Below are 13,085 nucleotides of genomic sequence, written 5' to 3' on the forward strand. Positions count from 1 at the left end.
ATCATAATTTCACAATATTACAAATTAATGCCGAACAGTTCTTTTAAATCCGTTTTTAGTTTTTCTGCATCTTGATTAAAAACTAAACCGTTTATATTGCAAAATTTAGCTGAATTTACATTTTCCGTTTTGTCATCTATAAAAAGTGTATTTTCGTCTGTCAAGCCATATTTTTTAAGTACATATTCATATATGTCTTTATTGGGTTTAAACATTTTTATCTTGCCTGATATTACTATTGCATCAAAGTTTTGTACAACTTCAAAATAATCTATAACATCGGCAAAATAATCAGGAGCGTTCGATAGTATTATCAATTTATATCCGTTTTGTTTAAGGGACTTTATTATTTCTTTAACACCGTCTATATAAGGCATACATTTATACCAATCTACAAAAAGCCTGTCAACATTATCATAAAGTCTTTCAGGTAACATAGCTTTCGTCTGATTTATATATTCATCGTACTCTATTATGCCCTCATCAAGTGCTGACCAATTATGATTTACAGCATCACATAACAATTTTATATCTTCATCTTTATCTGCAAAGCACCTGACTATATAATCGGCATTGTAATCTACAATAACATTTCCGAAATCAAAAATAATCGTATCTATCATTTTTTATTAACCCCAAATTTATTCTTAATCTTAAAATCTACTCCCGACACAGCTATGCCGAGCAATATCCAAAATATCGGTGATACTGCAACAACAGAGTCATTAAAAAATCCGCTGCCCATGTACGCAAGCACACCTGCAAATGCACCTATATATATAGCATTTTCAGATAACATATTTTCCTTATATTTTCTTTTCATTTTAACTATGAGCAATATTATTATGAATAAAAACGCTCCTAAACCGATAACTCCAAAATTTATTGCATACAGTAAATACAAATTATGAGGTTTATCGACCAATTCATTAGGATTGCCATATACATACATCTTCGTATATATGTCATCTTGATTAAATATTTGCAAAAATGCGTCAGGTCCATAGCCGATTAGAGGAGATTTCAAAATTAGAGGAATTGTAGAAGCAGTTATAAATCCTCTACCTGATCCTAATCTTTCCATACCCTTAAATCCTATTCTTTCCGCTTTTTCCGGATACATAGGTATACCTAAATGATTTACAAGCTGAACCTTATCAGTTACATCAAAATTAAATAAGTTACCATCTATTTTAACTGAATGATATAAATGTTCGGTTTCATCTATGTTGCTCTGTCTTTTTGCCACTCCTATAGAAAAATTGGCATATCTTCCATCTTTGAATACGACGCTGCCCTGTTCAGGAGTTTCAAAAGCCAAAATGTTACCATTTTCATCATAAAAAGAATTTTGTCTGTTATCAAATTTAAGTGTAACATCATTATAGATTATAGTATAAGAAGTATCGTCAGTTTTTATATCTTTTAGAGGTATTTGTTCTCTTATATAAACCTCCTCCTGTTTACCGGAAGCGCTTATTTTCTTTATATCTTCAACTAAAGACGTAAATCTCGACATCATACCCAATTTTGCTGCAATACCTACGAATATAACAATAACAGCTAATGCAACAATACTCATTTTTTTATTGGATAATATCTTAGATATAAATGTTATACATAATATTACGCCAGCTATAAAAACAGCCATTATACCTGATCTTGCATTTGCACCGAGTAACATCAGCACAGAAAGTAAAGACATAAGCCCTGATATTATCTTATATTTTTTTTCTTTAACGCACACGAAATATAAACACCAGAACATTGACACAACAGACATAAGCATAGAAGAATAGTTGTAATGTGTCGTAAACAAATACATATTTTTAAAAGAAAACTGAGTTACAGTCATAGCGCTTCTATATTCTTTAAGAGCCTCAGGTATATATAGGCTTGTCGCAAACGGTGTCAAAAATATATCCTTTCCTATATATTGAGTAAAACCGACTATACTGCATAAAACTGTAAACACAGCCATTACTATAATTATTGAATGCTCTGTTTTTTTGTCATATTCAACTGTAAGAGCATAAAAAAACAATATGAAATATCCTATATATGCATACAATCCTTCATATCTTGACGGAGCACCTCCATATGCAATAACACCGTTACCTCCAAATATTGCAGATATTATAGCCATAAAAAGCAACACTGCAAAAGCAATTATAAAAGGTTTTGCAGATTTTATTTTTATAATACTTTCATTGGAAATCGTAAAAAATAATATCCCCGCAACAACAACTCCGCTTATTATAAGCATAACGGATTTTGCATACGACACTATGTCATTATCCACACCTACACCTCTCCAATGCATTTGCACCTCAAAAGGTATCTGTACCTCAACCATTCTCATAGTTACAGGTATTATTAAAAGTCCTAAAATAAACGGCAGTATCTTAATAAATCTTTTCAAATCCATATAACTCTCCATTTTTTCAAATATATTTTTTACTTCGATAATTATAAATTTTCATCAACATATTTAATATTATACATTTTTTTAGTCATTTTGTATATATTTAATGATGATTATACATTCCTTTATAAAAATACTTATATTATATTTTTTATTAAAAAGCATTTTTATAAAAGCTATCAATATTATAATAATTATAAAATTGTATTTATTATAAACTCAATTGAAACAAAATACATACTTTCATATATCAAATTTGTATTTTTTTAAAATCTTTCAAAATGTCTGTTTTAAAAAACTTTTCTATGGTATAATTTATTTATCGATAAATAAAAGTTTAAAAAAATCTATGAAAGCAATTTTCATTTGAAAGAAAAATGGAGGAAATTAAAATGGCAAAATCTTTAAAAGGAACACAAACTTTAGTAAATTTGATGACATCTTTTGCAGGTGAATCACAAGCAAGAACAAGATATACTTTTTTCTCAAGCGTTGCTAAAAAAGAAGGATTCGAAGAAATATCAGCTATATTTATGGAAACTGCTGAAAACGAAAAAGAACACGCAAAATTATTCTACAAATATGTTGTTGAAAAAATGGAGGGAGAAGAATTCCCTGTAACTACAGAAATAACAGGAACTTTCCCATGCATTATGTCAAACACTTACGATAACCTTATGGCTGCTGCTGCCGGCGAAAATGAAGAATGGACAGAGGCTTATCCTAAATTCGCTGAAATAGCTGAACAAGAAGGTTTCAACGATATAGCAGCATCATTCAGATTAATCGCAAAAGTAGAAAAAGAACACGAAGAAAGATACAGAAGATTAGCTGATGACGTAAAAAACGGCACTGTATTCAAAAAAGAAGAAATTGTTGCTTGGAAGTGTAGAAACTGCGGATTTATATTCGAAGGAAAAGAAGCACCTAAACTATGTCCTGCATGTAAACATCCACAAGCATATTTTGAAGTAAGAAGATAAGCATTATAAAAAAATAAACGCACAAAAAAATAGATACCTAAATTACGGTATCTATTTTTTGTATATTTTTTATTTTGGAGTTGGTTATATCAAAAGAATATCAGTATTATAACTATCTATTTACTTTTTTGCTCATTTAAAAAGTGATAATATGCTCCGAGCATACCTGCTTTGTTTTTGTGCTTTGCACAATCAAATTTTGTATTGTCATATATGTTTTTAAGCAAATATTTTTTCATACATTCTTTTATCTTAGGCAACATATATTCTTTTTGCTCCATTATCCCTCCACCCAATACTACAATGGAAGGATTTATTATATAGCATATGTTTGATATACCTATGCACATATAGTCTATAAGCTTATCTATTTGTTTTATTGCAATTTCATCACCGTTTTTAGCCAAATCGAATATAAGTTTACCGTTTATGTCTTTCTCACAGTCATTTTTTTCTTTTTTATAACTTTCTATAAGAGCTGTCGTTGATGCCAAATCTTGAAAATCTCCGTCTTTAAGTTTTAAATAGCCTACTTCAAATGCACTGTAGCTGTGCCCGTTATATACTTTTCCGTTTTCTACCATACAAGCGCCTATTCCTGTACCTATAGTCAGACATAATACGCTTTGTTTTCCTTTTCCGGCTCCGCTTACAGCTTCACTCAATCCGGCACAATTTACGTCATTTTCAACTTCACATGGCAAATTAAATTCGTCTTTAATCTCTTTTTTCCAATTTACACCTATATACTGTGGAATCTGTTTACCAGCATATATTATCTCTCCCTTTTTCGTGTCTACCATACCTGCTGTAGATATACACACGCCTGCTATATCTTCTTGCTCTTCAAGATATTTTCTCACTATATTTTTCACGAGAGATACTATATGCCCCCCACCTTTTTTTGCCATAGTATCTGTATCACAGCTAAAAAGTATCTGTTCATTTGCAATAAGCCCATATTTTATAGATGTTCCGCCTATATCTATTGCAATATATTTTTTCATAATACTGTCCCTTATTTTAGATATTTTTCATATATCTCTTTAGCTCTTTGTTTTTGAGATTCACTTGCACTTTTCATAGGTCTTCTGCTGTATCCTGCATGTACTCCTTGTAATTCTAAGCAAGTTTTAAGTGTTGAATACAATCCGTTGTTTAGCACATCTGTTATAAAATCATTTGTTATGTGTTGTAATTCTCTTGCTTCGTCTATTTTACCTTCTTTTACAAGTTCTACTATTTTTCTTGCTCTTATACCGTTCAAATTAAATGTTGAACCTATCGCTCCGTCTACGTTTAATACTGATGCCGACAACATCATTTCATCAAATCCTGCATATATAAGATGCTCAGGATATGCTTTTCTAACTCTTTCAAGCAAATAAAAATCTGCGGCTGTAAATTTAACGCCTATTATTTTTTCATTTTTAAACAATTCGCCGAATTGTTCTACATTTATGTTTACTCCTGTAAGGAACGGTATAGAATAAACTATAAGTCTGTTGTCTACACTGTTTATTATCATTTCATAATATTCTTTTATTTCTTCAAAAGAGAATTTATAATAAAAAGGTGTTACTGCAGATATTGCATCATAGCCTAAATCTGTCGTAAATTTTGCAAGTTCTATGGCTTCATATACATTCATAGAGCCTACTTGTGCAATTAGTTTTATATCACTTTTCGCTTCATCTTTTGCAATTTCAAATATTCTTTTTTTCTCATCTGTTGAAAGCAGGAAGTTTTCTCCCGTACTTCCTCCTACATATAATCCGTCCACTTTCATCTTGTCTATGTTGTGACGTATAATCTCTCTTATTCCTTGCTCATTTATACTTCCGTCTTCGTTGAATGATATCAATAATGCACTGTATAAACCTTTTAAATCTTCGTTTTTCATCGCTATTCTCCTCAATAATTAAAATTTTTATTTATAATAGACTTGATTTAATTACTCATAGCCTGTAATAGTAATTATCACAAATTAAACAACCATATAAAGAAAATTATCTTAAATACTTAAATTGTAATATAATTCGTTTTTTACAATATTATCTAACAAGTCTAATATTTTGCTAATAAAAAATAAACAAATATTTGAAAATTATTCAAAATACTTTTAAAAAATATGATTCATAAAATTATTTTTCCATTTATTAAAAAAAATTATTTGTTTTCATTTATAGCTTTTACAAATCTCTCTGTAATAACCTTAGGTCTTGTTATTATTGAACCTACAACAACGCTATAACATCCAAGCTCCAACACTCTTTTTGCTTTTTGAGGTGTATCTATATTTCCTTCTGCTATTACAGGATGTTTTACATTTTTTATTATTTCTTTCATAAGTTCAAAATCATTATTTTCTATTTTTAAATTTTTACTCTGCTTAGTATATCCTACCATAGTAGTTCCTATGAAATCAAAGCCTATCTTATCTGCAAGAATAGCCTCTGAAAGAGTTGAGCAATCCGCCATAAACTTTTGTGTAGGATATTTTTCTCTGACTTTTTTAAAAAACTGCTCTGTATTTTCTCCATTAGGTCTTATATTGTCAGTCGCTTGCATAGCTATTATTTCACAACCCGTTTTTACAAGCTCGTCTACTTGCTCCATAGTAGGTGTTATATATACATCACAGCCTTCATAATCTTTTTTAATAATTCCTATTATAGGCAAGTCTACTGTTTCTTTTATTTCTGTTATATCTTCTACTGAATTGGCACGAATCCCTTTAGCTCCACCTTCTTTGGCAGCACGCGCCATTCTTCCCATTATAAACGAAGAATGTAACGGTTCTTCAGGCAAAGCCTGACAAGATACTATAAGCTCTCCTTTTATCTGTTCTACTGCTCCCATAATCCCCCTCCGATTACGATAACTGTTTAGATTTAACATCTATTATATATCTTTTTTCAACGGTCTTAAAAAATCATTGTCTACAAATCCAAGTCTTTCATAGAATCTCCTGTGTTCATCACTGTGTGTAGTCAATAATGTTATCTTATTGCAACCGCTTGATTTTAAATCTTGCTCCATTTTTTTTAAAAGTATGGTTCCATAACCATGATTACGAAATTTTTTCCCTATCAATATTTCTTCCAAATAATATATTTTCACTGTATCGAATTGTTTAAAAAATCCAAGAGCAAAACCTATTATTTCATCATTTTTAATAATCATTATACAATATGAACCTAAAACGAAAACAAGCTGTTCTATTCTCATTTTTGCATCTTCATATTCCCATTTTTCGTCTTCTTCTTCTCTAAATGCTATATATTTATCTATGATTTCTTCAACATAATCTCTTGTTATTTGTTTAAAATCAGGATCCATTTCTTATACTCTCACTTTAAATATAGCCTTTTTCACTTCTTCTTCTTTTTCCACTATACAAGCTGTCTTGTGAACATCTTGCGGATAGCACACAAGATACTCTCCCTCATTTAAGACTATCTGAGATATATCGCCTTTTATATCGGATATCTCTACATAATCGCTGTCTTCGTGATATTCTGTGATATTCACATTTTCTATGAAAGCTGTACACATTTTTTCTTTTCCTTTTATCATCATGTGCACGTCAATATATTCTTTATGAGCTTCCCAAACTCTGTTTTCAGGTGTAGTTGTATTGTAAGTTGCTATATTTAAAAATAAATTGTCTTTATCTATATCATATCTTCCGTTTTCAAATTTAGATACATCATTTTTTTCTAAAAATTCAAATATTTTTTGCAAAAACTCTTCTTCAAATTTTTTATAAGAGAATTTATTATAAATCATCTTTTACTCCTAAATTCATATATTTTAATCATTAAATTTATTTAATACAGATGACAGGCTACCATATGTTCGCTATCTATATTTTTTATTAAAGGTGTTTGTGTTTTACATATATCCATAGCTTTTTTACATCTCGTATGAAAAGCACAGCCTGAAGGTTTATTTATAGGCGACGGAACATCTCCTTCCAACACTATTCTGTTCTTATCCGCTCCTACAACAGGTATCGGTATTGCCGATAACAAAGCCTGTGTATATGGATGCAACGGATTTTTATACAATCCTTCCGCTTTTGATATTTCCACTATATTTCCGAGATACATAACTATTATTCTATCACTTATATATTCTACAACTGATAAGTCATGTGCTATAAATATATATGTCAAATTGAACTGTTTTTGTATGTCTTGCATAAGATTTAGCACTTGTGCCTGAATAGACACATCCAATGCCGATACCGGCTCGTCCAACACAACTACTTGAGGTTCTACACATAAGGCTCTTGCTATACAAATTCTCTGTCTTTGTCCGCCTGAAAATTCATGCGGATAGCGATATATATACTCTGATTGAAGATTTACAGTTTTAAGTCTGTCAATCATTATCTGCTCACGTTCTTCTTTTGATGTATAACCATGTGCTTTTAGAGGTTCATCAAAAGCATCATATATTGTTTTCATAGGATTTAAAGAGCTGTATGGATCTTGAAAGACCATTTGAACTTGCTTTTTAAACTTGAACAGTTCTTCTTGACTGAATTTTCTGATGTCCTTCATTTCACCGTTCATGTTAAACTTTGCTTCTCCGCCTGTAGGTTTTTGAAGCATCATTATGCTTTTTCCAAGTGTTGTTTTTCCGCAACCTGACTCGCCTACTATTCCAAGTGTCTCTCCTCTTTTTACTGTAAAGGATACATTATCAACTGCTTTTACATCTGCAACTTTTTTCTTCTTAATAAAGCCTTCATATATAGGGAAATATGTCTGCAAATTCTTAATTTCAAATATTACTTCATTATTTGTATTTGTCATATTATGCCTCCTTATTCCCTTTTAACAATATACACTTCGCTATATGTGTGCCGTCTATCACATAAGTAGGTATATCTTGATTTTTACATTCTTCTTTTGCAAAACTACAGCGATTTGCAAATTCACAGCCTATTTTATATTTCTTAGGATCAGGTGTTTCTCCAGGTATTGTAGCTAATTTTTGATTTTTTGCCATTCCGGGTACCGGCACTGATTTTAAAAGTGCTCTCGTGTAAGGATGCATAGGATTTTCAAATACGTCTTTTACATCTCCGTATTCTATGATGCGTCCCATGTACATAACTGCAACCTGATTTGCAACTTCTGCAACAAGCCCCATATTATGTGTGATAAGTATTACAGATTTGCCATATTCATCACGCATACCCTTCATCAAATCCATTATCTGCGCTTGTATAGTAACGTCTAATGCCGTTGTAGGCTCATCGGCTATCAAAAGATTAGGATTGTTAACCATTGCTATAGCTATCATAACTCTTTGTTTCATGCCGCCTGAAAATTGATGGGGAAAATCGTAAAATCTCTTTTTAGGCTCAGGTATGCCTAATTTTTTGAGCATCTCTATTCCTATCTCTTCTGCATCTTTTTTGGAAACTTTGTTGTGTTGCAAAATATTTTCCATTATTTGATTACCTATTGTATAAACGGGGTTTAATGATTGCATCGGATCTTGAAATATCATCCCTATTTCTTTTCCACGAAGTGCTCTTATCTCTTTTGAATATGGCTTGAGATTTACAAGATCTACTTTTTCTCCACTTGAAGTTTCAAAAATAGATGTTCCGTTTGCAACTCTACCGGCTTTTGGAAGAAGATTTATCATGCTGTGTACTGTGACAGATTTACCACATCCGGATTCGCCTACTATCGATAATATTTTGCCTTTTTTTACATCAAAAGAAACATCTTTTACTATTTTTATAGAGTCCTTACCCACTTTAAATTCTGTGCAAAGATTTCTTGCTTCTAATAAATTTTCCATAAGTTTCCTCCATTAATTCTTAGGGTCAAGTACATCTCTAAGTGCATCTCCAAAAAAGTTTACACTCATAATAAACAGCGATATTACAGCACCGGGTATTATCCATAACCACCATTGATGTTCTATGACAGTAAGATTTTTTGCAGCATTTATTATAGTTCCCCAAGTAGATATATTAGTAGGCACTCCGAGCCCCAAAAATGAAAGCTCTGTTTCCTGCAATATAAAAAACGCTACGTTTATTGTAGTTGCAACTATTATTGGACTTAAAGTGTTAGGTAGTATCTGTCCGAACATAATAGAAGAATCTGAAATACCAAAAGCCTTATTTACTTCTATATATGTCTCTTCTCTTATTCTTAGAACTTCATTTCTTACTATACGAAAAACTGTCATCCAACCGGTAAAGCTGAATACAAGTATCATATTTTTTACTCCGGGGCCTATTATAGTTACAAGCACCATTACCAATATTATCATAGGAACCGTCTGAATTATCTCAGACATTCTGACAAGCACAGAGTCTATTTTACCTCTAAAATATCCCGCTGTAAGACCGAGTACCGTACCTATAAATGACGTGGAAAGCGCACTGACAAGACCTATAAATATTGATATTCTTCCACCGTATAAAAGTCTTGCAAACAAATCTCTGCCTATACTGTCAGTTCCGAATATATGTCCTCCTCCAGGAGCCTGATTTATCATAGCCATATCTGTTGCACCCGGATCAAATGATGTTAAAAGCGGTGCCATTATAGACATCAAACTCATAATTACAACAATTATAGCTCCAATCATACCGAGTTTATTATTTATCATCTTTTGCAAAGAGCGTTTTGCCAAGGCAGAACGATTTTTATTTTTTTCCATTGCTAAATTTGTCATTTCTACCTCCTACGCATCCAATCTTATTCTCGGATCAAGTAATGCACTTAATACGTCTACCAAGAAGCTTATTGTAAGCATTACTACCGCAAGCAATAATGTAGTAACCATAATAACAGGATAATCTCCAGAAGTTACAGAGCCCATGAGTGTAGAACCTATTCCAGGCCAGTTGAACACAGTTTCTATAACAACTGACCCTCCTATAAGCCCCGGTATACGAAACATTATTGTTACAAGTATGGGCCCCATAGAGTTTCTGAATGCGTGTTTAAAATACACTACCGCTTCTGATACACCTTTACTTCTTGCTGTTTTTATATACTCTTTGTTTATTACATCAAGCATTGAATTACGAGTATATCTTAATACTGTAGCAATCATACCTATTGAAAGAGCACAGGCAGGTAAAATTATGGCTTTAAACTGACTTAATAAATCATTCTTACCATAGAGATTTCTTCCTCCTGCAGGTAAAATTTTCAATTGTAAAGCAAATACAGTTATAAGTATAATACCGAATAAAAATTGCGGTATTGACTGACCAAGTACACCTATAACTCTACCTATATAATCTATAATGCTGTTTTGATTTACAGCTGATAATATTCCAAGTAATATTCCAAGCACTGATGATATTACAAGTGCAGTAGTTGCCAATTGTAAAGTTGCCGGAAGTTTTTGTTTCAATATTTCTTTTATCGGTTGCCCGTTCAATATACTATATCCGAAATCTCCTTTTAAAATATTGCCAATCCAGTTACCATATTGTACCAAAAACGGTTTATTAAGGCCGTATGCCTCTCTTAACTGCTCTTTTAACGTTGCATCTTGAGATGCTTCCGGAGGCAACAAATAGTTTATAGGATCAATCGGCATTGATTTTAAAGCGAAAAAAATCAGAAAGGATATCACTAAAAGCATAGGTATCATAAATAATAATTTTTTCAAAATAAACTTAAACACCGTTTTTACTCCTTTCCATATTTAGTAATAATCTTTTACTCAAGCAGAAAAAAATACCATAAAAAATATTATAATTCATATTGTCTGAATACTATATAGTTTAGTTTCAATTCATTAAAAAACAATTTTTAAATTATATTTAATAATGAAAATGGTACATAAATATGTACCATTTTCCGTTTATATATTTTACATACCCTATCCGTCAAAGTTTTTTATTTCATTTCCCAGTTTTCAAATCCTAAGTCATACGCAAACCAAGGATTACCAAATTGAGCCCCTTTAGTGTCAACTTTTTCACCATTTACAAATATCATATTTTTAAGCATAAATACAGGCATTTTTGTTAAATCTGTTTGTTCTATTGATTGTAATTCTTTTAATGCTGATGCTTTTGCATTTGCATCTGTAGCTTGTATCAATTCATTATAAGGTTTGTCATAAGATTCATTATGTCCTATCAATTTAGGGAAGTTTCCATGTGTTGCTGAATATTCTCCATACCATTCATCATAACCGAATGCTGATAATCCTTTTAATGCTATGTCGTAGTTTCTTATGTCAAATAATTCTTGAGTTGCATCTCCTGCAAATTTTTGAAGATTTACTTTTATTCCAACTGCTTCCAAATTGGCAACTATAGCTTCATATAAGCTCACTGATGATTGGTCTGCCATATAATAACGGAATTCTAATGTTTGATTAGTGTCATATCCTGCTTCTGCTAAAAGTGATTTTGCTTTTTCAGGAGCATAAGCAAATTTGTTTATTGTATCATTATAATTAGCTGTATCTCTTGTAGGTACTCCTAATCCTGCGACATCTCCTATTTCAGGATATATGCTTTTAGCTAAACTTTCTCTATCTATTGCATAGTATATAGCTTCTCTTACTTTAGGATCTTGCAATGCTTTGTTAGCAGGACGAGTGTCATTTCCTGTCAAGTTGAATACTAAATAATAGTAGAATAATGTATCTACCGCTGATTTTTCCCAAGCAGCATTTTCGCTTAATTTGCTTATTTCTGCCGGAACTTTTGAGTTGAAGAAATCAGCTTGTCCATCTGCAACTGCTGTCAATATACTTTCTGAAGGAACTATGTTTACAACAACTTTTTGTATTTTAGGTGCTGTACCTTCATAATTTTCATTAGGTACCAATGTTATATAAGAATCTGTTACTATTTCTTCTACTTTATACATTCCGTTTGTTATAGGATTTTTCCAGAAATCTGCTGTGTTGTATTGTAGCATATCAACGCCTTCAAAACCATGTTTTGGAAGTATGGCAAATTGTGATAATATTGGAATTAAATTTCCTACAGGTTGAGTTAATTTCATAGTTATTTTATTGCCGTCTACTGTAAGTCCGCTAACTGTTTCTGCAGTTTTTTCTTTATACTCTTTTGCACCTTCTATTTTAGAGAATGTTGCTGAGTATATACCGTTTACTTTTGCTCCTCTTAAAGCTCCTTCGATAGAAAATTTAACGTCATCAGCTGTTAAATCTTTACCGTCTGACCATTTAAGCCCGTCTTTTAATGTAAATTCATAAGATAAGCCGTCATCAGCAGGCTTATATTCAGATATAAGATCAGGATTGAACTCTGTAAGAGTGTTATTTGCTTTAAATAAGCTTCTGAATGTTATAACCTTGTATAAGTCGCCACGATTCCACCAAGGTGTGTCAAAATTAGTACCTTCACCTTGTTTACTGAATATTGTGTACAACGCTTTTTCATCTGTATTTTGAGCAGATGTAGTTTCATTTTTCTTGTCCGTATCAGCAGGTTTTTCTGTGCCGCCACCACAAGCAGTCAATAAAAGCATACATGAAACAAGTGATGCTATTAATGATTTTTTCTTCATTTTGCCCTCCTAAATAATTTTAAAGTTAATTAAAAATTTATTCAAAACATTAAAGTTTTTGAAAACCGATTAATTATTGATTAACGAATATTAAACCCAATATCTAATTAATCATAGTTGTATTCT

13 protein-coding genes are annotated in these 13,085 nt (G+C 31.5%); 1 reads left to right on the forward strand and 12 read right to left on the reverse strand.

The window, feature by feature from the left end:
• Positions 1-17: 17 nt before the first annotated feature.
• Together HMPREF9629_RS04695 and HMPREF9629_RS04700 are read right to left on the reverse strand one after the other, a co-directional pair.
• Positions 18-623, reverse strand: coding sequence for an HAD family hydrolase (locus HMPREF9629_RS04695; protein WP_009525210.1), 606 nt, complete (start codon positions 621-623; stop codon positions 18-20).
• The gene (locus HMPREF9629_RS04700) at positions 620-2,428 is read right to left on the reverse strand and encodes an O-antigen ligase family protein (protein WP_009525211.1); all 1,809 of its coding nucleotides are present in this window, start codon (positions 2,426-2,428) and stop codon (positions 620-622) included. The genes HMPREF9629_RS04695 and HMPREF9629_RS04700 overlap by 4 nt, the downstream gene beginning before the upstream one ends.
• Positions 2,429-2,817: 389 nt before the next feature.
• Between HMPREF9629_RS04700 and rbr the strand changes: the two genes are divergently transcribed.
• The gene (gene rbr, locus HMPREF9629_RS04705; protein WP_009525212.1) at positions 2,818-3,408 is read left to right on the forward strand and encodes a rubrerythrin; all 591 of its coding nucleotides are present in this window, start codon (positions 2,818-2,820) and stop codon (positions 3,406-3,408) included.
• Between the two features lie 116 nt (positions 3,409-3,524).
• On the opposite strand, the gene HMPREF9629_RS04710 is transcribed toward rbr, so the two are convergent.
• From HMPREF9629_RS04710 to HMPREF9629_RS04755, 10 genes are all read right to left on the reverse strand, one after another.
• Positions 3,525-4,415, reverse strand: a complete 891-nt coding sequence (locus HMPREF9629_RS04710; protein WP_009525213.1) for an ROK family protein — start codon at positions 4,413-4,415, stop codon at positions 3,525-3,527.
• A gap of 11 nt (positions 4,416-4,426) precedes the next feature.
• The gene (locus HMPREF9629_RS04715) at positions 4,427-5,311 is read right to left on the reverse strand and encodes an N-acetylneuraminate lyase (protein WP_009525214.1); all 885 of its coding nucleotides are present in this window, start codon (positions 5,309-5,311) and stop codon (positions 4,427-4,429) included.
• A 266-nt stretch (positions 5,312-5,577) separates the two neighbouring features.
• Entirely contained in the window at positions 5,578-6,270 is a 693-nt protein-coding gene (locus HMPREF9629_RS04720) for an N-acetylmannosamine-6-phosphate 2-epimerase (protein WP_009525215.1), read from the reverse strand.
• Positions 6,271-6,312: 42 nt separating this feature from the next.
• Positions 6,313-6,750, reverse strand: coding sequence for a GNAT family N-acetyltransferase (locus HMPREF9629_RS04725; RefSeq protein WP_009525216.1), 438 nt, complete (start codon positions 6,748-6,750; stop codon positions 6,313-6,315).
• 3 nt (positions 6,751-6,753) lie between these two features.
• Positions 6,754-7,200, reverse strand: coding sequence for a YhcH/YjgK/YiaL family protein (locus HMPREF9629_RS04730; protein ID WP_009525217.1), 447 nt, complete (start codon positions 7,198-7,200; stop codon positions 6,754-6,756).
• Positions 7,201-7,241: 41 nt separating this feature from the next.
• Complete coding sequence (locus HMPREF9629_RS04735) at positions 7,242-8,234, reverse strand: ABC transporter ATP-binding protein (RefSeq protein WP_009525218.1); 993 nt, start codon at positions 8,232-8,234, stop codon at positions 7,242-7,244.
• Position 8,235: 1 nt separating this feature from the next.
• The gene (locus HMPREF9629_RS04740; protein ID WP_009525219.1) at positions 8,236-9,237 is read right to left on the reverse strand and encodes an ABC transporter ATP-binding protein; all 1,002 of its coding nucleotides are present in this window, start codon (positions 9,235-9,237) and stop codon (positions 8,236-8,238) included.
• A gap of 12 nt (positions 9,238-9,249) precedes the next feature.
• Positions 9,250-10,125, reverse strand: coding sequence for an ABC transporter permease (locus HMPREF9629_RS04745; RefSeq protein WP_009525220.1), 876 nt, complete (start codon positions 10,123-10,125; stop codon positions 9,250-9,252).
• Between the two features lie 9 nt (positions 10,126-10,134).
• Entirely contained in the window at positions 10,135-11,091 is a 957-nt protein-coding gene (locus tag HMPREF9629_RS04750; protein ID WP_009525221.1) for an ABC transporter permease, read from the reverse strand.
• A gap of 215 nt (positions 11,092-11,306) precedes the next feature.
• The gene (locus tag HMPREF9629_RS04755; protein ID WP_009525222.1) at positions 11,307-12,959 is read right to left on the reverse strand and encodes an ABC transporter substrate-binding protein; all 1,653 of its coding nucleotides are present in this window, start codon (positions 12,957-12,959) and stop codon (positions 11,307-11,309) included.
• Positions 12,960-13,085 lie beyond the last annotated feature (126 nt).

Source organism: Peptoanaerobacter stomatis, from assembly GCF_000238115.1.
In the GTDB taxonomy this organism is placed as follows: domain Bacteria; phylum Bacillota; class Clostridia; order Peptostreptococcales; family Filifactoraceae; genus Peptoanaerobacter; species Peptoanaerobacter stomatis.

Coding starts and splice junctions, on each gene's coding strand:
- HMPREF9629_RS04720 (WP_009525215.1), bottom strand. CDS start 6,270: ATGGGAGCAGTAGAACAGATAAAAGGAGAGCTTATAGTATCTTGTCAG.
- HMPREF9629_RS04695 (WP_009525210.1), bottom strand. CDS start 623: ATGATAGATACGATTATTTTTGATTTCGGAAATGTTATTGTAGATTAC.
- HMPREF9629_RS04710 (WP_009525213.1), bottom strand. CDS start 4,415: ATGAAAAAATATATTGCAATAGATATAGGCGGAACATCTATAAAATAT.
- HMPREF9629_RS04755 (WP_009525222.1), bottom strand. CDS start 12,959: ATGAAGAAAAAATCATTAATAGCATCACTTGTTTCATGTATGCTTTTA.
- HMPREF9629_RS04730 (WP_009525217.1), bottom strand. CDS start 7,200: ATGATTTATAATAAATTCTCTTATAAAAAATTTGAAGAAGAGTTTTTG.
- HMPREF9629_RS04700 (WP_009525211.1), bottom strand. CDS start 2,428: ATGGATTTGAAAAGATTTATTAAGATACTGCCGTTTATTTTAGGACTT.
- HMPREF9629_RS04715 (WP_009525214.1), bottom strand. CDS start 5,311: ATGAAAAACGAAGATTTAAAAGGTTTATACAGTGCATTATTGATATCA.
- rbr (WP_009525212.1), top strand. CDS start 2,818: ATGGCAAAATCTTTAAAAGGAACACAAACTTTAGTAAATTTGATGACA.
- HMPREF9629_RS04735 (WP_009525218.1), bottom strand. CDS start 8,234: ATGACAAATACAAATAATGAAGTAATATTTGAAATTAAGAATTTGCAG.
- HMPREF9629_RS04745 (WP_009525220.1), bottom strand. CDS start 10,125: ATGACAAATTTAGCAATGGAAAAAAATAAAAATCGTTCTGCCTTGGCA.
- HMPREF9629_RS04740 (WP_009525219.1), bottom strand. CDS start 9,237: ATGGAAAATTTATTAGAAGCAAGAAATCTTTGCACAGAATTTAAAGTG.
- HMPREF9629_RS04725 (WP_009525216.1), bottom strand. CDS start 6,750: ATGGATCCTGATTTTAAACAAATAACAAGAGATTATGTTGAAGAAATC.